At 65.8% G+C, this 18540-nt stretch carries 15 protein-coding genes and 1 tRNA gene; 9 read left to right on the forward strand and 7 right to left on the reverse strand.

Annotated features, from left to right (window positions below; genetic code table 11):
• The first annotated feature begins 93 nt into the window (after positions 1 to 93).
• Positions 94 to 822 (forward strand): SGNH/GDSL hydrolase family protein, encoded by a 729-nt coding sequence (locus AC1D1A_RS13230; protein WP_476947897.1) that lies wholly within the window; start codon positions 94 to 96, stop codon positions 820 to 822.
• Positions 823 to 836: 14 nt separating this feature from the next.
• Here the strand turns inward: AC1D1A_RS13230 and AC1D1A_RS13235 are convergent, their stop codons facing one another.
• Genes AC1D1A_RS13235 through AC1D1A_RS13250 form a run of 4 tightly spaced genes read right to left on the reverse strand, consistent with a single transcriptional unit; the run spans position 837 to position 5335 of the window.
• On the reverse strand, positions 837 to 1442 hold the full coding sequence (locus AC1D1A_RS13235; protein ID WP_476947898.1) for an LbetaH domain-containing protein: 606 nt from the start codon (positions 1440 to 1442) through the stop codon (positions 837 to 839).
• The gene (locus AC1D1A_RS13240) at positions 1442 to 2701 is read right to left on the reverse strand and encodes a glycosyltransferase family 4 protein (RefSeq protein WP_476947899.1); all 1260 of its coding nucleotides are present in this window, start codon (positions 2699 to 2701) and stop codon (positions 1442 to 1444) included. The genes AC1D1A_RS13235 and AC1D1A_RS13240 overlap by 1 nt, the downstream gene beginning before the upstream one ends.
• Before the next feature lie 6 nt (positions 2702 to 2707).
• On the reverse strand, positions 2708 to 3673 hold the full coding sequence (locus AC1D1A_RS13245; protein WP_223915147.1) for an NAD-dependent epimerase/dehydratase family protein: 966 nt from the start codon (positions 3671 to 3673) through the stop codon (positions 2708 to 2710).
• 45 nt (positions 3674 to 3718) lie between these two features.
• Positions 3719 to 5335, reverse strand: a complete 1617-nt coding sequence (locus AC1D1A_RS13250) for a sugar transferase (RefSeq protein WP_223915145.1) — start codon at positions 5333 to 5335, stop codon at positions 3719 to 3721.
• Between the two features lie 600 nt (positions 5336 to 5935).
• On the opposite strand from AC1D1A_RS13250, the gene AC1D1A_RS13255 reads away from it, so the two are divergent.
• From AC1D1A_RS13255 to AC1D1A_RS13265, 3 genes are all read left to right on the forward strand, one after another.
• Positions 5936 to 6009, forward strand: a tRNA-Gly gene (locus AC1D1A_RS13255).
• A 90-nt stretch (positions 6010 to 6099) separates the two neighbouring features.
• Positions 6100 to 6249 carry a hypothetical protein gene (locus AC1D1A_RS13260; protein WP_018774018.1) on the forward strand — a complete coding sequence of 50 codons (150 nt, stop codon included), beginning with the start codon at positions 6100 to 6102 and terminating at the stop codon, positions 6247 to 6249.
• Positions 6246 to 7406: a N(5)-(carboxyethyl)ornithine synthase gene (locus AC1D1A_RS13265; RefSeq protein ID WP_476850773.1), complete on the forward strand. Its 1161-nt coding sequence runs from the start codon at positions 6246 to 6248 to the stop codon at positions 7404 to 7406. The genes AC1D1A_RS13260 and AC1D1A_RS13265 overlap by 4 nt, the downstream gene beginning before the upstream one ends.
• Positions 7407 to 7422: 16 nt before the next feature.
• On the opposite strand, the gene AC1D1A_RS13270 is transcribed toward AC1D1A_RS13265, so the two are convergent.
• Positions 7423 to 8820 (reverse strand): MFS transporter, encoded by a 1398-nt coding sequence (locus tag AC1D1A_RS13270; protein WP_476947900.1) that lies wholly within the window; start codon positions 8818 to 8820, stop codon positions 7423 to 7425.
• A gap of 140 nt (positions 8821 to 8960) precedes the next feature.
• Here AC1D1A_RS13270 and AC1D1A_RS13275 point away from each other — a divergent pair, with 140 nt between their 5' ends.
• Positions 8961 to 9815: a LysR substrate-binding domain-containing protein gene (locus AC1D1A_RS13275; protein WP_079550633.1), complete on the forward strand. Its 855-nt coding sequence runs from the start codon at positions 8961 to 8963 to the stop codon at positions 9813 to 9815.
• Between the two features lie 240 nt (positions 9816 to 10055).
• A complete protein-coding gene (locus AC1D1A_RS13280; protein ID WP_476857301.1) occupies positions 10056 to 10451 on the forward strand; it encodes a hypothetical protein in 396 nt (131 codons plus the stop codon).
• Positions 10452 to 10584: 133 nt separating this feature from the next.
• On the opposite strand, the gene AC1D1A_RS13285 is transcribed toward AC1D1A_RS13280, so the two are convergent.
• Positions 10585 to 14139, reverse strand: coding sequence for a proline dehydrogenase family protein (locus AC1D1A_RS13285; protein ID WP_476947901.1), 3555 nt, complete (start codon positions 14137 to 14139; stop codon positions 10585 to 10587).
• 249 nt (positions 14140 to 14388) lie between these two features.
• Entirely contained in the window at positions 14389 to 15852 is a 1464-nt protein-coding gene (locus AC1D1A_RS13290; protein WP_476860367.1) for an amino acid permease, read from the reverse strand.
• Between the two features lie 142 nt (positions 15853 to 15994).
• Between AC1D1A_RS13290 and AC1D1A_RS13295 the strand changes: the two genes are divergently transcribed.
• From AC1D1A_RS13295 to AC1D1A_RS13305, 3 genes are all read left to right on the forward strand, one after another.
• Positions 15995 to 16945 carry a LysR family transcriptional regulator gene (locus AC1D1A_RS13295; protein WP_476857298.1) on the forward strand — a complete coding sequence of 317 codons (951 nt, stop codon included), beginning with the start codon at positions 15995 to 15997 and terminating at the stop codon, positions 16943 to 16945.
• Positions 16946 to 17037: 92 nt separating this feature from the next.
• Positions 17038 to 17466 (forward strand): aspartate 1-decarboxylase, encoded by a 429-nt coding sequence (panD, locus tag AC1D1A_RS13300; protein ID WP_028275366.1) that lies wholly within the window; start codon positions 17038 to 17040, stop codon positions 17464 to 17466.
• A gap of 127 nt (positions 17467 to 17593) precedes the next feature.
• Entirely contained in the window at positions 17594 to 18520 is a 927-nt protein-coding gene (locus AC1D1A_RS13305) for an AEC family transporter (protein WP_018774009.1), read from the forward strand.
• Positions 18521 to 18540 lie beyond the last annotated feature (20 nt).

Genomic DNA, 18540 nt, shown 5'->3' on the forward strand with positions numbered 1-18540 from the left:
ACTTCCCCCTCGAGAGTGGATTGCCGATAGTCTTTGCGAATGGATTTTCTGAAGAGCACAAACAGGACCAGATCATCCTTCCGGTTCCGTCACATGAAAGAACTTGGATTTGGCCTGCTGGCCGTCGTGGCGGTCATGATTGCTGTGCTGGCATTCACCGCGCGGGGCAACGGGGCCGCTCCCTCGCCGGCTCCAGCTGCCAGCACGCCGGAATCGAGCCGTGCCGCGGTCCCAAACGTTGACATCATCGGCGACTCCTACGTTGTTGGCTCCGACCAGGGTGGCTACGGAGCAGCAAACTGGGCAAAGATCGTCGGGTCCCGCTTTTACTCGGAATCCCATCCGGTCGACATGAACGTCATCGGCCATCCCGGCGCCGGGTACATCGTCAGGGGAACCGAGAAAGTCACGTTCGCCGAAGCCGCCACCACCAGCCTGCGCTCGACTGCAGATCTGGTTCTCGTCTTTGGGAGCAGGAACGACGGTAAGCAGGACCCTGCAACGATGGCTGCGGCTGCGACGGATCTCTACACAAAGATCCACGAGCGGGCGCCCCACGCGAAGGTGATCGTCGTCGGGCCGGCCTGGGTCAACGAGCGGGTGCCGGACTTCATCACCAGTGACAGCAAGGCGATCGCCGGGGCAGCGTCTGCCGGTGGCATTCAGTTCGTCGACCCGTTGAGCGAGCGCTGGTTCTTCGGCGCCGATTCCAAGCTCATCGGCGCCGACGGCGTCCACCCGACCGACGCCGGCCATCAGTACCTCGCCGACAAGATGTACGCGTTGATTTCCAAGACCCTGGCCACCATGGCTACCCCCTAGGATGCATTGTGCCATCACAGGACATCATTTCCCCGGAACCGTTCTCTGATCACTGAGGGGCCGGGCACCCGCCCGTAGACAGCATTCGGCGGAACCTCACCACGGACGACGGTGAGCGGCTCCACGACGGCTGACTGGCCAATGTGGGCTCCGCCGAGCACCATGCAACGCGAGGTGACCCATGCGCCATCGTCAATGTAAACGGGGCTGGTTATCAGGCCCATGTCGCTGCGGGCCCGGTGGCTTCCCGTGGTGATGAAGCATTCCTGTGAAACCACAGCGTTGGCGCCGATGTAGACATCGTCCTGGTTGTGGAACCAGACGCCCTCACCAATCCAGCAGCCGGCCCCGATGTGCAGCTTCCACGGAAACTTGACGCGGGTGCGGGGCCGGAATGTGACGCCCGGACCGATCTCGGCGCCGAAAGCCCGCAGCACGGCGACCCGGAGCCGTGAACTTATCTGCCAGGGGTTGCTCACGAACAATAGCTCGCAGGCCCCCCACAGATAGACAATCGCCCGTGGCCGGTCCCAGGCCTCACCGGCGCCCGGCGCCTGAGCCAGATCAATGACAGGCGTCTGCCGCTCTGGTCCGGCGTCCGGCGATGATTGTGCTGGCATCAGGACACCGCCTCGGCAGTCTGCGCGGACCCTTGTGGTGCCAGACGGCGGTCCGCAACGGCTTTGGCCAGCACTTCTTCGAATCGGGTGGCGATCGGACCAATACCAAACCGCTCGACGGAAAGCTGGCGGCTTCGCTCTCCGGCGGAGACAAGCGCCCCTGGCGACTGGACCATCCCCTGGAGCCAATCGGAGGCACCCACCACACCCTGCGCGTCCGGAGTCCCGACATACCCGCCGGCCGCCCCGATGTCCACGGCCGCTGGATTGTCCCGCGGCATGAGTCCGAGGACGGGACGGCCGGCCGCCAAGGACGAGAGCACCTTGCTGGGTATCGAAAACTTTGACGCCCCGGGCTCCAGGAGGGCCAGGAGCACATCAGCGGAGCCGAGCATTTCAGAGAGTTCGGAAGCAGGCTGGAACGGCAGCAGGGTGATCGGCAATTCCGGCTGCCGCTCCGCGATCTGGCGCACGGCTTCAATCCCTTCCCCCTCCGAGGCGACCACGAGACGCACCGGGATGCCCTTGCCCAGGGCGGCGCGCAGGAGATCAATCAACAGCAGCGGATTGTGCTTCCGGCCGAGCGTTCCGGCATAGAGCAGACGGATCTCCCGGCCCTGCGGGAGATGGGCGCGCGCCCACCCGTTGTCCCTTGGCCCGGGCAGGATCTCACCGAGCGGCGCCCAGTTTGGAATGACAGAAACGTGGCGCACATCGAGGCCCCAGCGCCGGTACGCCCGGCGGAATTCCTCGCCGATTGCGACGACCTGGCTGGCACTGCGGACCAGGTTCTTCTCCGTGCGCGTGACCCATCGCTGCGCTGCCGGACCGACAGCCGCAGGCAGCCGTTTCCTGATCTCTTCTCCGATGGCTCTGCTGAAGAGGTCCTGATGCCACAACACCCAGGGCTGCCCCGACTTTGCCATCGTTGAGCTGAATCTGTTCAGGACGAACAACGGAACGTTGCATGCCACGACGCAATCGGGACGGGCCTGCTCGAGGTGGCTGACCCAAGCTTGGGCAAATGACTTCTCGAACCGCATCCGTCCCAACGGCGAATACTTCTCGAAGGTCCTCACGGCGGTGATTCCGCGGAAAGTCAGCGCGTCCGGGTCACCGTCCAGGCGCTCCAGCTTTCCCTTGCCACTGGGATACTGGGTCGCGTAGGCGTGTTCGACGTCGTGTCCCCGCGCGGCGAGTTCCCGGGAGAGCTCCGCCTGGAACGGGTGCCCGGCGAAGTCGTGAATATGGATGCGCACGGGGGTTCACCCCTGCGCCTTGAGCTGGTCGAAGATCCACTCGTAGGTCTTTTCCAGTCCGGTCCGGAGCGTGATGGACGGCTCCCAGCCGTACGTGGCATGGAAGAGAGTGTTGTCGCTGTTCCGCCCGCGAACTCCCTGCGGGGCGTCGAGCTTGTAGTGCCTGGTCACCACGGTGCCGGAGATCTGCTCGAGGAGATCCACCATCTGGTTGATCGAGACCAACTCAGAGGATCCCAGGTTGACGGGCTCGGTCAAATCGCCGTGCAGGACGTCTTTGGTGCCCTGGATGCAGTCGTCAATGTACATGAAGCTGCGGGTCTGTTCCCCGTCGCCCCAGATCTCAAGATTGGTGTCGCCTGTCAGTGCCGCCCGTGCGAACTTGCGCGAGAGTGCGGCCGGCGCCTTCTCCCGCCCACCGTCCCAAGTGCCGTGCGGGCCGTAGACGTTGTGATACCGGGCGATTCTGGTCTGCAGCCCGAAGTCCTCGCGGTAATGCCGGGCCATGCGCTCGGTAAAGAGCTTCTCCCATCCGTAGCCGTCCTCCGGCTGTGCGGGGTACGCGTCTTCTTCACGCAGTGCGATGACGTTAGAGGACGTTTGATGTCCGGCAGCATAAACGCAGGCTGAGCTGCTGTAGAAGAACCGCTCAACGCCTGCTTCCTGCGCTGCCATGAGCATGTGAGTGCTGGTGAGCACAGTCAGCATGCAGGCCGCCTTGTTGTTCTCAATGAAGCCCATGCCGCCCATGTCGGCGGCGAGGTTGTAGACGTACTGCACGCCCCGGTTGACCTCGCGAGCCGTCTCCAGCAGCGAGCAGTCGCCCTGGATGTTCTCCGCCTCCGGGTGCACCTGGTACCACTCTGCAAAAGGCTTGCGGTCTACTGCCCGGACTGATTGTCCGTCTTTGAGGAGTTGGGCCACCAAATGGCCTCCGATGAATCCACCAGCCCCCGAAACAAGTGTGGTCATTGCCTTGCCTTTCTCAATTTTTGTAGAACAGAAACCCTTGGTTTGTCAGTAGGCCCCGACCGGATTGATGAGCATCTTTGCTGTGCGCCAAAGGATGATCAGGTCTCCGGCCAGCGACCAGTTTTCGACGTAGTACAAATCCAGGCGGACGCTGTCGCGCCAGTTCAGCTCCGATCTCCCATTGATCTGCCACATGCCTGTCAGGCCCGGTTTGATGTAGAGCCGCCGGAGCACCTTGTGGTGGTAGTTGTCGACCTCGCGCTGCAGCGGGGGCCGTGGACCGACCAGGCTCATGTCGCCCTTAAGGACGTTCCAGAACTGCGGCAGTTCGTCGAGGGAGTGCTTGCGCATCCAGCGGCCGACCCCGGTGACCCGCGGATCGTTGTGCATCTTGAAGAGCACACCCGCGCCCTCGTTGTGTTCCAGGAGCCCGGCGAGATCGTCCTCCGCGGTTTCGACCATTGACCGAAATTTCAGCATGTTGAATTTCTCACCGCCGCGACCCACACGTTCCTGCCTGAAGATCACGGGCCCGGGGCTGTCCCGCTTGATCATCACCCCGAGGACCAGAAACACAGGGATGAGCGCCACCAGGGCCGCGGCGGCCAACGTGATGTCGAATAGCCTCTTCAGAGCATGCTTGGCGCCGGCGTACTGCGGCAGTTCCACGTGCATGAGGGGCAGGCCCTCCACGGGACGGGAGTGGATCCGGGGACCGGCGACGTTGGTCAGTCCGGTGGTGAGGATCAACTGGGTGGACGACTGTTCCAGCTTCCATCCGAGTCGTTGTATGTAACGGCTGCCGCCCTTCATGGGTCCGGCCACGATGACAGCATCGGCGTCCACGGAAGCCACCGCTTCCACGACGCTCCGCTCGTCTCCAATGACGTTGAGGACATGGCTGCCCTGGGTGAAGGTGCCGGCGCCGGCGGACCCGGAAAGTGCGACACCCACGACCTTGTACGCCGCACCGGACTTCTTTTCGATCTGGCTGACGACGTACCGGACGTCATTCGGCCGGCCCAACACGATCACACGCGAAAGGTAATGGCCGTGAACCCGCTGTCTGGACAGCCACTGACGCATGCTCCAGCGTGCCGCCAGCAGGCCGGTCAGCCCGGCGGGCAGGGCGAGCGCGAAGAATCCCCGGGCCACGTCGATATTCAGGACAAAACAAACCAGAGCGATGAGGCCCAGAAGCATTGCGCTTGCGCTGACGACCCGTCTGTATTCGTCGATTCCGATTCCGACGATCCGCGTGTCCCTGCTCTTGTACAGCCCCAACGCAAGCATCCAGGCGGCCGCGATGACCACGGAAATGTAGAGGTAATCCACTCGGAACTCGCCCACTTGAACCGAACTCACTGTGCTCAACCCGAACCGGGTGATGTGGGCCGCCGCAGTCACTGCCGCAATCACCAGGGCGTCTGCGGCTATCAGCAGATGCCGATAACGGTTTGCCCAACGAATGCCCTCGCGACGGGAGCTGCTCGCAAGCCGGAGTTTCGCCGACCTGAAGTCGGGAAATGGGATGGACGGCGGGGCTAAAGCTGCCGCGCCGGCAGCAGACCTCGGTGAATCTTGCGTTCGTGGGGTGACCCGGACATGATCCGGGGATCGATACCCCGTATGGACCGGAACGCGCTGCTTGAGCTCACTCATGCTTGCCGCCAATAGCGCCAACAGGACCACTGAACCCGGCCGTCCGGCGCCCCTGATGCCGTGCCAAACGCCTGGCCGGCGAGTGGCCTTGATCCGGCACGTTTGGGTGGGCAAACCCACCCGTTGGCAACAAAGGACGGGCCACCATCAACTTTTGGTCGTACATGTGAGACCTTCTAGCGACTCGGTTGGCTGTGGTCTCCTCCAGTAAATTCGATGGCTTTGTGCTGCACACGAGTGTGGCCTACCCCTCTTGAGTTGGTGGACCACTCGTCAAATTCGCCGCCACGGGCGGACTACTTGCGCCCATTACCCGGATTCGAGACAGCACTACCCATTTCGGGGTGCGGTTTCGGCTCGCTTTCTGAGCAGATGAACGAGGCGTTCCCACAGCGTTTCGGGGAAATGACGGGCCCGGGGATGCCGGGACCAGCGATCTTCAGAGCGAGGGACACCGCAGGCGCGCCATCCGGTCACAATCGCGCCACCCCGGCGCGGTACCGGCCAGGCGAGCGCGGGGTGTACAACCTCGAACTCAGACTGAGGTAATGTAAACCTCGTTGATCGGGACTCACGGCTGGAATTCAGGCCGGTCCCACTGCGGCTGTAGCTCAATGGTAGAGCGCTAGCTTCCCAAGCTTGATACGCGGGTTCGATTCCCGTCAGCCGCTCCAAATGCCCCCACAGCATCCCGGGCTCCTATTAGGTTGCTACCTGTATCGTCGGAAGTCAGGAACCTCTTCGGTTCCGCTACAGGAGCAATCATGGCTGACAAATCCCCCCGTCAAGCAGCATCCAAGAAATCCGGCAAATCCATTAAGGAAAAGCGCGCTGACAAGAGGGCCGCTTCAGCGCCGGCCAGCTCCCTCGATAAAGTGACCGCCGCAAAGACGGCGAGCCCCAAAAAGAAGTGACCCGTTCACCGAATTACCTCACGCTCGGCATCCTCGCCGGCACACGCAAACCGGACGAGCGGCGCCTCCCGATCCACCCCCTGCACCTGGACCGCATCGCGCCGGAGATCCGGGACCGGTTGATCCTCGAGGAAGGCTACGGCGAGCGCTTCGGCCGGTCCGACGCCGAGCTCGCACCCCTCGTGGGGCGCATCGCGCCGCGACAGCAACTGCTGGCGGAAGCCGACGTCGTCCTCCTGCCCAAGCCGCAGCCCGAGGACCTGGCCGAACTCCGGGACGGGCAGGTCCTTTGGGGCTGGCCGCACTGCGTCCAGGACCGGGCCATCACCCAGCTGGCGATCGACAAGAAACTCACGCTGATCGCCTTCGAGGCCATGAACCACTGGGCCAGCGACGGCGGCTTCGGCCTGCATGTCTTCCACAAGAACAACGAGCTCGCCGGCTACTGTTCCGTGCTGCATGCCCTGGCACTGACCGGTTCCACCGGAGACTACGGCCGCCGGCTGAGCGCCGTCGTGATCGGCTTCGGGGCCACCGCCCGCGGCGCCGTGACGGCGCTGAACGCCCACGGTGTCCATGACGTGCAGGTGCTGACCAACCGCGGTGTTGCCGCCGTTGGCTCTCCCATCCACTCGGTCCGGATCGCGCAGTTCGACCATGACAGCGAGGCGCCGTTCCTGAGCGAGGTCATCACCGAGCGCGGGCGCGTGCCGCTGGCGCCGTTCCTGGCCGCGAGCGACATCGTGGTCAACTGCACGCTGCAGGACCCCAACGCGCCGCTGACCTACCTGCGCACCGGGGACCTGGCCGCCTTCCGGCCCGGCAGCCTGATCGTGGACGTCTCCTGCGACGAGGGCATGGGCTTCAGCTGGGCGAAAACCACCACCTTCGCCGAGCCGATGTTCAAAGTGGGTGACCACATCGACTACTACGCCGTGGACCACAGCCCGTCCTACCTCTGGAATTCCGCCAGCTGGGAAATCAGCGAGGCGCTGCTGCCGTTCCTCGAGACCGTGGTGTCCGGCCCCGAAGCCTGGGCGGGAAACGAGACCATCCGCCGCGCGATCGAAATCCGCGACGGCGTGGTCCTGAACCCGGATGTGCTGCAGTTCCAGCAGCGGGAAGCCGAGTTCCCGCACCGCCCCTTGGAGCTCTAGGGATTTCCGCGACGAATTAGGACAGCCGCTGCGTGGATCCACGCAGCGGCTGTCCTTCTTCGGTGCGGAAATCGGTCCGGACGATCCGCAGCAGCCGGCGCCGGTCCTTCAGGTCCACTTTGAGCATGAGCTGCCCGCGCCGGGCGAGGACGACGCCAACGGTCGCGGCAGCCAGCACCGGGACGCCGCCGGAGACGAGGACGGCGGTGTGCGGGTCCGCGTGCTCGGCCAGCCAGCCCATCATCGGGCCGCCGATCGCCTGGCCGCCGATCAGCACCATGATGTACAGGCTCATGACCCGCCCGCGGATCGCCAGGTTCGCGCTGACCTGGACCAGCTGGTTCGCGGCGGTCAGGAACATCAGGCACCAGAATCCGGCCAGCACCATGGCCGCGCCGAACCAGGCCATGGACGGTGCCAGGGAAGCCAGGCACAGCATGAGCCCGTACATCCCGGCGCCCAGCACCACGGAGCGCAGCCGCAGGGCGCGCCGCCGGGCCGACGTGATGGCGCCGGCCAGGGCGCCGAGGGCCACGAGCGTGTTGAGCAGCCCGTAGCCGCCGGCACCGGCGTCGTACACGTGGTCCGCGAACGCGGCCAGCAGCACCGGCAGGCTCATCGCGAACACCGCGATGAACCCGGCCATCAGCCAGGGCCAGTAGATGGTGGGCTTGCTGAGCGCATAGTCCAGCCCTTCCCGCAGCATGCCCGGGCGCTTGGCGGCCGGGGTGCTGACATGCAGCTGGTCCTTGCGCAGGCTCAGGAGCATGGCCACCGTGAAGCAGCAGGCCACCGCATTGGCGGCAAAGGCCCAGCCGGCCCCCACGGCGGTCAGCAGGATCCCGGCGATCGCAGGACCGATCAGGCCGCCCAGCTGGAAGATCGTGGAATTCACGCTGATCGCGTTTCGCAGATAGCCGGGGCCCACGAGCTCGTTGACGAACACCTGGCGGGCCGGCTGGTCCAGCACGGTCACGAGGCCCAGAACCAGCGCGATCGCGTAGACCTGCCCCACCTCGATCCGCTGGCTGAGCGCCAGGACGGCAAGGACCGCGGCCAACGCGGCGGCCACCGACTGGCACAGCATGAGGATCTTCCGCTTCGCGAAGCGGTCCGCCATCATGCCGGCCCACGGGCCGAGGAACAGGGACGGCAGGAACTGCAGGGCCACGGTGATGCCGACGGCGGTGACGGAACCGGAGAGCTGGAGCACCAGCCAGTCCTGGGCGATCCGCTGCATCCAGAGCGCGATGACGGCGACGAAGTGCCCGATCGCGAAGATGCGGAAGTTGCGGACCTTGAGCGAAATGAAAGTGTGGCGCCAAGGCAGAGGCTGGCTGACGACGGCGAGTGGTTGGGTGATGGTGTCCGGCAGGGAAGCTGCGTTCGCCTCTAGCGGCGGAGGGGGTGCCACGGAAAAGTCCTCAAAAGAGCGGGTGAGTGGGATGGACTTAACGCTAGGCTGGCCCCAAGAGATTATGGAAGCCTATTCCACGCATAACTCGCATTACAAAACGCAATGCAGGGTATGCGGCACCCGATCCGGAGACCGCCATGTTCGAACCCGCCCAGCTCCGCTCATTCCTGGCCGTGGCCGAAACCTTGAGTTTCACCAAGGCCGCCGAGCGCCTCGGCCTGGCCCAACCCACCGTCAGCCAGCACGTCCGCAAGCTGGAGACCGCCGCCAAGCGGGTGTTGATTGCCCGGGATACCCGGGATGTACGCCTGACCGACAACGGCGATGCCATGGCCGGCTTCGCCCGCAGCATCCTCGCCGCGCACGACTCCGCCGCCCGCTATTTCTCCGGCTCCGCCATGCGCGGCCGCCTGCGCTTCGGCACGGCCGATGATCTCGCCATCACCGGGCTGCCACGCATCCTCCGGGAGTTCCGGCAGATCTATCCCCAGATCAACCTCGAGCTGACGGTCGGGCAAAGCGACCAGCTCTACAAGCGCCTGAACGCCGGGCAACTGGATCTGGTCTTTGTGAAATGGGTGGCCGGTGCCAAGGACGGAACCGTGGTCCAGCAGGACGCCTTCGCCTGGGTCGGGCTGGAGCAGACCGTGCTGGAACCGGCTGATCCTGTCCCGCTGATCGCCTACCCCTCCCCCAGCCTGAGCCGGAAGCTTGCGATCGACGCCCTGGAGGCCACCGGGCGCACCTGGCGGATCACCTGCACCACGCGCCAGATCAGCGGCGTACTGGCCGCCGTCCGGGCCGGCATCGGTGTGGCGGTAATGCCTTCCTCCCTGGTGCCGGAGGATCTGAAAATCATCACCCGCCGCTTCGATCTGCCGCCGGTGGGCGACGTCGATTTCACGCTCATCCGCAATCCGCTGGCCAATACCGAGGTGATCGATGCCCTGACGCAGGCGATCGTGGGCCGGACCCTGAAGCGACCGGCCTGACGCGCGGGCGGTCCCGCAGCCAACGCTGATCCTGCCACGGTACCTACGGGGCGGACTACCCGGACCCGAGCAGTACTTACTTGACCATTGAACGGTGCACGTACTTCATCTATCCTGACACTACTTAAGATCCACCGTTCGAGGTCAAGCAGTGGCCCACGACAACGATTCGAAAAACGAACGCTGTCCGTCGCTGGCGCCTGTGGCTGGCGTCGGAACGTTCGGGATAGGCCGCCATTGATGCCAGCCATTAATCACCCCCGATTGCCCGCCCCCGCCGCCCACGCGACAAAGTCCGCCCGTCAGGTCACCGCGCCGGCCCACCCCGCAGCGGCCATGCACCACTCGACCGCCGGAATGCAGCACTCAGCCGCGGCCCAGCACGCGGCCACCCCGGGCCAACGGGGAATCCGCCCGGCCACCCTTGCAGAGTCCGATTATGTGGCCAGCCCGTACTGCGAACGCTGCGGCACGGACGAGTTCATTTACCTGGAGACCTTCGTCCCGGCCACGCACCGGAGGGACGGCTCGGTCAGCAAGCTCGGCGAGGTCACCTACTTCTGCTCGGGCTGCGACGATTTCTCCGCCCACGCGGTCCCCGCTTCCTGGGTCCCGCCGGGCTGGTACTTCGGCTAGCCCCGGCTCCGCTTAGCGCCTTCGCCGTTAAACGCCGCCGCCGTGCCGCACCTTATGGTGCCTGCACAGCGGCGGTGTTTTTTGGGTTTCAGGGTTCTAGCACGCCCGAGCCGGGCGTTTTAGCAGCCCCGGGCTAGATCAGGGCGTCCGAGATGTGGTTGGGCGTGCCGAAGCGGTGCGCCGTGATGCTGATGGCCTGCTCGTGCAGGAACGGCAGCAGTTCCACGCGTCCGGCTTCCGTGACGGGGTGGACATACACCGCCAGGTCCGGGCGTCCGCCCGTGGCCTCGGCCAGCGCCTTGGCGTCCCCGCCAATCAGCCGGATCCGGGCGCCGGAGAGCTTGCCCGCCGCGGCGAGGGTGCCGGCGGAAGCGAGCCATTCGGCGTCGTTCTCAACAGTCGCGGCGATGCCAAGCCCGGACAGGACGGCGCGCAGCTGGGCGGGCAGTTCGACGGCGGTGGAGACCGTCAGGACGGACCCGGCCAGGACGCCGGCGGCGACGGTCCGGACGAGGCCGGCAAGCGGCTCACCTTCCGCGAGGCGGACCGTGACGGGCAGAGCACGGTAGCGGAAGACGTTGCGTTCCGCACTCAGGCCGGAGACGTCCTTCGCGGTGCCGAACTCTTCGGCCCAGGCGCGGGCGTCGGAGGCGAGCGCGCGCTGCAGCGGCGCGAGTTCGTCGGCGGTCAGGAAGCCCTTGGCGGCGTCCTCGATCCGGCGGACGCCGGCGTGGGCGGGAGCAGCGCCCGGGGTGCCGGCGGCGGTGCTGGGCTTGCTGACCCATTCGCCGAGGCCGACGAGGTAGTTCGGGCCGCCGGCCTTGGTGCCGGCGCCGACGGCGGATTTCTTCCAGCCGCCGAAGGGCTGGCGCTGGACAATCGCGCCGGTGATGCCGCGGTTGACGTAGAGGTTGCCGGCCTGGATGGTGTCCAGCCAGATCCCCAGTTCCTCGCTGTTCAGCGAGTGCAGGCCCGCGGTGAGGCCGTATTCGATCTGGTTCTGGATCGCGATGGCCTCCTCGAGGGTCTCTGCGGTCATAACGCCCAGGACCGGGCCGAAGAACTCGGTGAGGTGGAAGTAGGATCCGCGGCGGACACCGGAGCGCACGCCGGGGCTCCAGAGTTTGCCCGAATCATCGAGCTTCCGCGGCTCGACGGCCCAGGTCTCGCCCTCGCCGAGGGTGGTGAGGGCGTTCAGGAGCTTGCCGTTGGCGGGCTCGATGATCGGGCCCATCTGGCTCGCCGGGTCCTGGGGGTAGCCGACCTTGAGCGAGGTGACGGCGTCGATCAGCTGGTTGTGGAAACGCTTCGACTTCGCCACGGAGCCGACGAGGATCACCAGCGAGGCGGCGGAGCACTTCTGGCCGGCGTGGCCGAACGCGGAGTACGCGACGTCCTTGGCCGCGAGGTCCAGGTCCGCGCTCGGGGTGACGATGATGGCGTTCTTGCCGCTGGTCTCGGCCAGCAGGGGCAGGTCCTTGCGGAACGAGCGGAACAGCTCGGCGGTCTCGTAGCCGCCGGTCAGGATGACGCGGTCCACGGCCGGGTGGGAAATGAGCTGCTGGCCCAGTTCCCGCTCGCCCAACTGGACCATGGTGAGCACGTCGCGCGGAACGCCGGCCTCCCAGAGGGCCTCGATCATGACGGCGCCGCTGCGGCGGGCCTGCTTGGCGGGCTTGACCACGACGGCGGAGCCGGCGGCGAGGGCCGCTAGGGTGGAGCCGGCCGGGATGGCGACCGGGAAGTTCCACGGCGGCGTCACAACGGTGAGCTTGGCCGGGACGAAGGTGGCGCCGTCGACGTCGTCGAGCTTGCGGGCGGACTCGGCGTAGTAGTGCGCGAAGTCGACTGCCTCGCTGATCTCCGGATCGCCCTGGTCGATGGTCTTGCCGGTCTCGCTGGCCATGACCTCGAGGAGGTCCGCGCGGCGGGCCTCGAGGACGTCGCCGGCGCGGTGCAGGATTTCGGCGCGCTCGGCGCCGGAGAGCGCACCCCAGGCCTTGCCCTTCTCGACGGCGGTCTCGATCACGGCATTCAGGGTCGCGGCATCGTTGATCGTGGCGGCCTCGACGGAGGCGTTGCCCAGTGTCGACGTCGTGACGCGGCCCAGGATGGCGCGGCCCCAGTCGCGGTTCGCGGGCAGCGACGGATCTGTGTCGGCAGTGTTCTCGAACGAGTCGTGCGGCAGCGGCGCGGCCGGAAGGGCGCGGTTCTGCAGCCGGTTCGGGCCCGGGACCTCGTCGTCGAGCTTGGCCAGCGAGGCGAGGAAGCGCTGCTTCTCGCGCTCAAACAACGTTTCGTTTTCGCTGAGTTCGAACACGGCGGACATGAAGTTGTCCTGGCTGGCGCCCTCTTCGAGGCGGCGGATCAGGTAGGCGATCGCGACGTCGAACTCGGCAGGGTGGACCACGGGGGTGTAGAGCAGGAGGGAGCCGACGTCCTGTCTGACGGCTTCGGCCTGGCCCTGGGCCATGCCGAGCAGCATCTCGAATTCGATGCTCTGCTCTGCGGTATCCGCGATGCCGCGCTGCTTGGCCAGGAGCCAGGCGAAGGCGATGTCGAAGAGGTTGTGGCCGGCGACACCGATCCGGATGTTGCGGATCCGGTCCGGGTGCAGCGAGTAGTTGATGACGCGCTTGTAGTTGGTGTCCGAGTCCTGCTTGGTGCCCCAGGTGGCGAGCGGCCAGTCATGCAGGGAGGCCTCGACCTGCTCCATCGGCAGGTTGGCGCCCTTGACGACGCGGACCTTGATGGCGGCGCCGCCGTCGGCGCGGCGGGCGGCGGCCCAGTCCTGCAGGCGGATCATGGCGGACAGGGCATCCGGGAGGTAGGCCTGGAGCACGATGCCGGCCTCCAGGTTCTTGAACTCGGGCTTGTCCAGGATCCGGGTGAAGACCGCGATGGTCATGTCCAGGTCCTTGTATTCCTCCATGTCCAGGTTGATGAACTTGGCTTTCTGGCCAGTGGACGCGTAGGAGGCGGCGCGGGCGAAGAGCGGGGTGAGCTTCTCTACGACATGCTCCACGGCCTCGTCGAAGGCCCAGGCGGAGTGCGGGGCCACCGTGGAGGAGACCTTGATCGAGACGTAGTCGACGTCGGGCCGGGACAGCAGGGTGTGCGTGCCCTCGAGCCGGCGGGAGGCCTCGTGTTCGCCGAGCACGGCCTCGCCGAGGAGGTTGACGTTGAGCTTGATGCCGTCTTTGCGGATCTTGGCGATGGCCGGGCCGAGCTTGGCGTCGGTGGCGTCGACAATGAGGTGGCCGACCATTTCACGCAGCACCCGGCGGGCAACCGGGATGACCACCTGGGGCAGGACCGGGGCCATGGTGCCGCCGAGGCGGACCGCGCTGCGCATGTACCAGGGCAGGAAGGCCGGGACCTTGGGGGCCAGTGCGGCAAGGTTGCGGGCGGCGACCTGCAGGTCTTCGGGACGGACGACGCCGTCGACGAACCCGACCGTGAAGTCCAGGCCGTTGGGGTCCTTCAGGACCCCGGCGAGCTGCTCGGCCGAGGCGTCGACGGGCACCTTTGCGGCCTCGGTGAGCCAGCGGCGCACCAGCGCGATGGTGTCCTCGGCGAGGGCTGCGGCCTCAAGGACCGTGGAGCCTTCCGAAACGGCGGCGTGCGTGGCGTCGTTGCCTGCGGCGTTTCCGGTGGTGGCGCCGGGCTCCGTGGAGATGTTGGTCATGGCTGAAACACGTTCTTTCTCAAAATGTGGACCTCTTACGAAACAGTATGCGACCGGATTTTCATAAGATAAAGCGAAGTTTTCTGAGCAATACCGGTTAGAAAAACCGATGCTTCCGGTTCCCGCCCGAACGTTCGGGAACCACCCCTGCCGCTTAAAAACCCGTTGCGCTATCACTTCCGGGCCTTAAAACCCGGGAAGAGCCGGGAATGGGAGCCAGAAGTGATAGCGCAACGGGGGGTGGGGTGGCTAGGTCAGTGGGCGGTGCATCTCCACGATCTCCTCGTGCCGCGGGCTGTCCGGGTTCATCAGCGAGTGCCTGCGGCCGTACGTGAAGTAGATGATCAGGCCGACGATGAGCCAGACGACGAACCGCAGCCAGGTCTCCCAGTGCAGCTGGAACATCAGGAAGAGCGAGGCAAACACGCCGAACGCCGGAACCACGGGCATCAGCGGCAGCCGGAACGTCCGCGGGGCGTCGGGCTTCTTGTAGCGGAACACGATCACCGACACACAGACGACGACGAACGCGGCCAGGATGCCGATGTTGGTCAGGTCTGCCACGGCCTTGATCGGGAGGATGCCGGCCAGGATTGCGGCCCCGACGCCGGCGATCCAGGTCACGCGCTGGGGCGTGCCGTTCCGGTCCGTCTTCGAGAACCAACCGGGCAGCAGGCCGTCGCGGCTCATCGAGAACCAGACGCGGGTGACGCCGAGGAGGAAGGTCAGCATCACGGTGAGGATGGACAGAACGGCGAACACGGAGATGATCGTCGCGATCACCGGAAGGCCAACGCTGTTGAAGGCGGAGGCGAAGCCGGCCTTGGGGTCGATCTCCGTGAAGTTCTGCATGCCGGTGAGCACCAGGGTGGCGGCGGCATAGAGCAGCATGGCGATGACCAGCGAGAGGATGATCGCCTTGGGCATGTGCTTCTTGCCGTCGGTGGCCTCCTCCGCCGCGGTACTCATGGCGTCGTAGCCGAACACCGCGAAGAACACCGTAGCGGAGCCGGCCACCACTGGACCGAAACCGCTGGGGAAGAACGGGTTGTAGTTGTTGGTGTTCACGTAGAAAATGCCCAAGCCGATGATGAACAGGATCAGCAGCACCTTGATGCCGACGGCGATCAGTTCGAAGCGGCCGAAGGTCTTGGTGCCGCGGGAGAGGATCCAGGTCACGAGCAGGCAGACGAGGATCGCGGGAAGGTTAATGATGCCGCCGGTGCCTTCATCCGGCGTCGCGGTCATCCAGGCGGGCATATGGATGCCGATACCGGAGAGGAACGCGTCGAAATAGCCCGAAATACCGATGGCCACCACGGCGACGATGGCGATGTACTCCAGCAGCAGGTCCCACCCGATGAACCAGCCGATGATCTCGCCGAGGGCAACGTAGCCGTAGGTGTAGGCCGAGCCCGCCCGCGGGATCATTCCTGCGAACTCCGCGTAGGACAGCGCCGCGGCGGCGGATGCCAGACCGGCGATCAGGAAGGAGATGAGCACGGCCGGTCCGACTCCGGGCTCGGACTCGCTGCCGTGGGCCACAAGGCCCGCCAAGGAGAAGATGCCGACGCCGATAATGCCGCCGACGCCGATGGCCGTCAACTGCCAGAGCCCCAGGCTCCTGTGCAGACCGCTGTGTTTGTTTTCTTCCTCGATGTCGTCGATGGGCTTGCGCCGCATGATCGACTGTGACAAATCCCGTGTAGCCATGAGGGCCTCCTGCTTAGGTGCGGTGCCCATCACTCCACCCTGTGATGGGGCTTATCGAGTGAGAACAGTATGCAAGCCCGGTTGCATTAGATAAAGTGAATTCTCTTAATGAATAACCGTCAGGATTCACAAAGGAATAGAGATGCTCGACGTCCGGCGTTTGCGACTGTTGCGCGAACTGAAGATCCGGGGCACTTTGGCCGAAGTGGCCGAAGCGCTTCAGTACAGCCCGTCGTCAGTCTCGCAACAACTGGCCCTCCTTGAGAAGGAGGCCGGGGTGGAGCTCCTCCGCAAGACCGGGCGCCGGGTGCAGCTGACCCCGCAGGCCGAAGTCCTGGTGGCCCACACCTCCCAGCTCCTGGAGACCCTCGAGCAGGCGGAGGCGGACCTGGCCGCGTCGCTGACCACGGTCACCGGCACCGTGCGGATTGCGGTGTTCCAGTCTGCCGCGCTGGCGCTCATGCCGGACACCCTGACCAGAATGACCGCCAGCTACCCGGAAGTCCGGGTCGAAATGACCCAGCGGGAACCGGAGACGGCCCTGCACGAGACGTGGGCCCGCGACTTCGACCTCGTGATCGCCGAGCAGTACCCGGGCCACGCCGCCCCGCACTACGCCGAACTGGACCGCGTGGCCCTGACCCGCGACGCCATCCGACTCGCCGTTCCGCCCCCCTCGCCGGACCGCGGCCCCATCAGGACGCTGGCCGATACCGCAGGGCTGGCCTGGGTGATGGAACCCCGCGGAGCGGCCTCCCGGCACTGGGCCGAGCAGGCCTGCCGGAGCGCCGGGTTTGAGCCCGACGTCCGCTTTGAAACCGCCGACCTGCAGGCCCAGATCCGGCTGATCGAATCCGGAAATGCGGTGGCCCTGATGCCCGACCTCGTGTGGACCGGCCGCGGCACCAGCGCGCAACTCCTGGACCTGCCCGGGGATCCGCACCGTACGGTGTTCACCTCGGTGCGGCGCTCGAGCGCCAGGCGGCCCGCACTGCTGGCGGCCCGGGAAATCCTGGCGGTGACGGCGGCATCCATCGTGCCGGCGGCGGCCGCGGGCGTCCTCGGTCCGGCTCCCGTGGACCGGCCCGCGTGACGTCCGGCATGTGGAACCGTGCGCGTAACCGCCCGCGGCATGTGCAGTGGGCCACAGCGCGGGCGGTGGCCCCGCGTTAGACTGATGTCGTTATGAATCGCACAATATTCAAATCCAAGATCCACCGCGCGACGGTCACGCACGCGGACCTGCACTATGTCGGATCCGTCACCGTGGACCTGGATCTGCTGGAGGCGGCCGACATCCTGCCCGGGGAGCTCGTGGCGATCGTCGATGTCACCAACGGCGCCCGGCTCGAGACGTACACGATTGCCGGCGAGCGCGGTTCCGGCGTGATCGGCATCAACGGCGCCGCCGCCCACCTGATGCATGAGAACGACATCGTCATCCTCATCACCTACGCCCAGATGACCACGGAAGAGGCCAAGGCGTACAACCCCAAGGTGGTCCACGTTGACCAGGACAACAAGATTGTCCAGATCGGCAACGACCCCGCCGAGGGCATGACACCCGGGCTCATGCGTCCGCCGCACTCGCTGAACAACGCCGCGCTCAACTAGCGGCAGCGCGCCGTCGGGCGTAAGCAGCGCGCCGTCGGACGTAATAGGACAGCCCGCGGAATAAAGCTGATTACTCTGGACGGGTGACCATCACCCGCCGCCCACCCGCCCCGCTGCGGAGAACCGCGTGCTAGGGGTATTGGCGGGATTCTTTGTCGTCTGGGCCATCATCCTGGTCGGCATGTTCGTGGGCCGGCGCAATATCCTGGGCGAGAACGCCCGCCCCGTCCTGAGCGCCCTGACGTTTTTTGTGGCCAGCCCCGCCCTGCTGTTCGAGACCCTCAGCAAGGCGAAACTCCACGACGTCTTTGCTGCGCCGCTTCTCGTGACGGCAGTCGGGGCGGTGACCACGGCGGTCCTGTTCTTTGGCATTGTGCGCTTCGCGCTCAAGCGGTCCCTGCCGGAAGCCCTCATCTCCTCCATGAGCTCGTCGCTGGCCAACTCGGCCAACCTCGGCATTCCCATAGCCGTCTTCGTGCTCGGTGATGCCAGTTATGTGGCACCCCTGCTCATCTTCCAGCTGGCTTTCTTCACCCCGTTGTTCCTCATGGCGTTGGACGCCACCACCAGCTCGCACCGCACCACGCCCCTGAGTTTCGTGCTCATGATCCTGCGCAACCCGATGATCGTGGGCACCGGACTCGGGCTCCTCGTGGCCGCAACCGGCTGGACGGTACCGCCGCTGATCCTGGAGCCCATCCACCTGATTGGCGGGGCCGCGATCCCGGCCATGCTGATCGCCTTCGGCATGAGCCTGAACGGTTCCAAGCCGCTGCAGGCGGCCGCCGGACGCCGGCTGGACGCCCTGCTGGCGAGCTTCTTCAAGCTCGTTGTCCACCCGCTGGTGGCCTACCTGTTTGCCCATTTTGTCCTCGGCATGCAGGAACAGGCGCTCTTTGCCGCCGTCGTCACGGCCGCCCTGCCCACCGCCCAAAACGTGTTTGTCGCGGCCAGCCGTTACCGCACCGGCGTAACGGTAGCCCGGGACACCGTGCTGATCACTACGGTGGTAGCTGTGCCCGCCATGATCGGCGTGGCCCTGCTGCTGGCCTGACCTCGCCGGGCAGCCGGGCC

The organism is Arthrobacter sp. P1_B9, assembly GCF_056406495.1.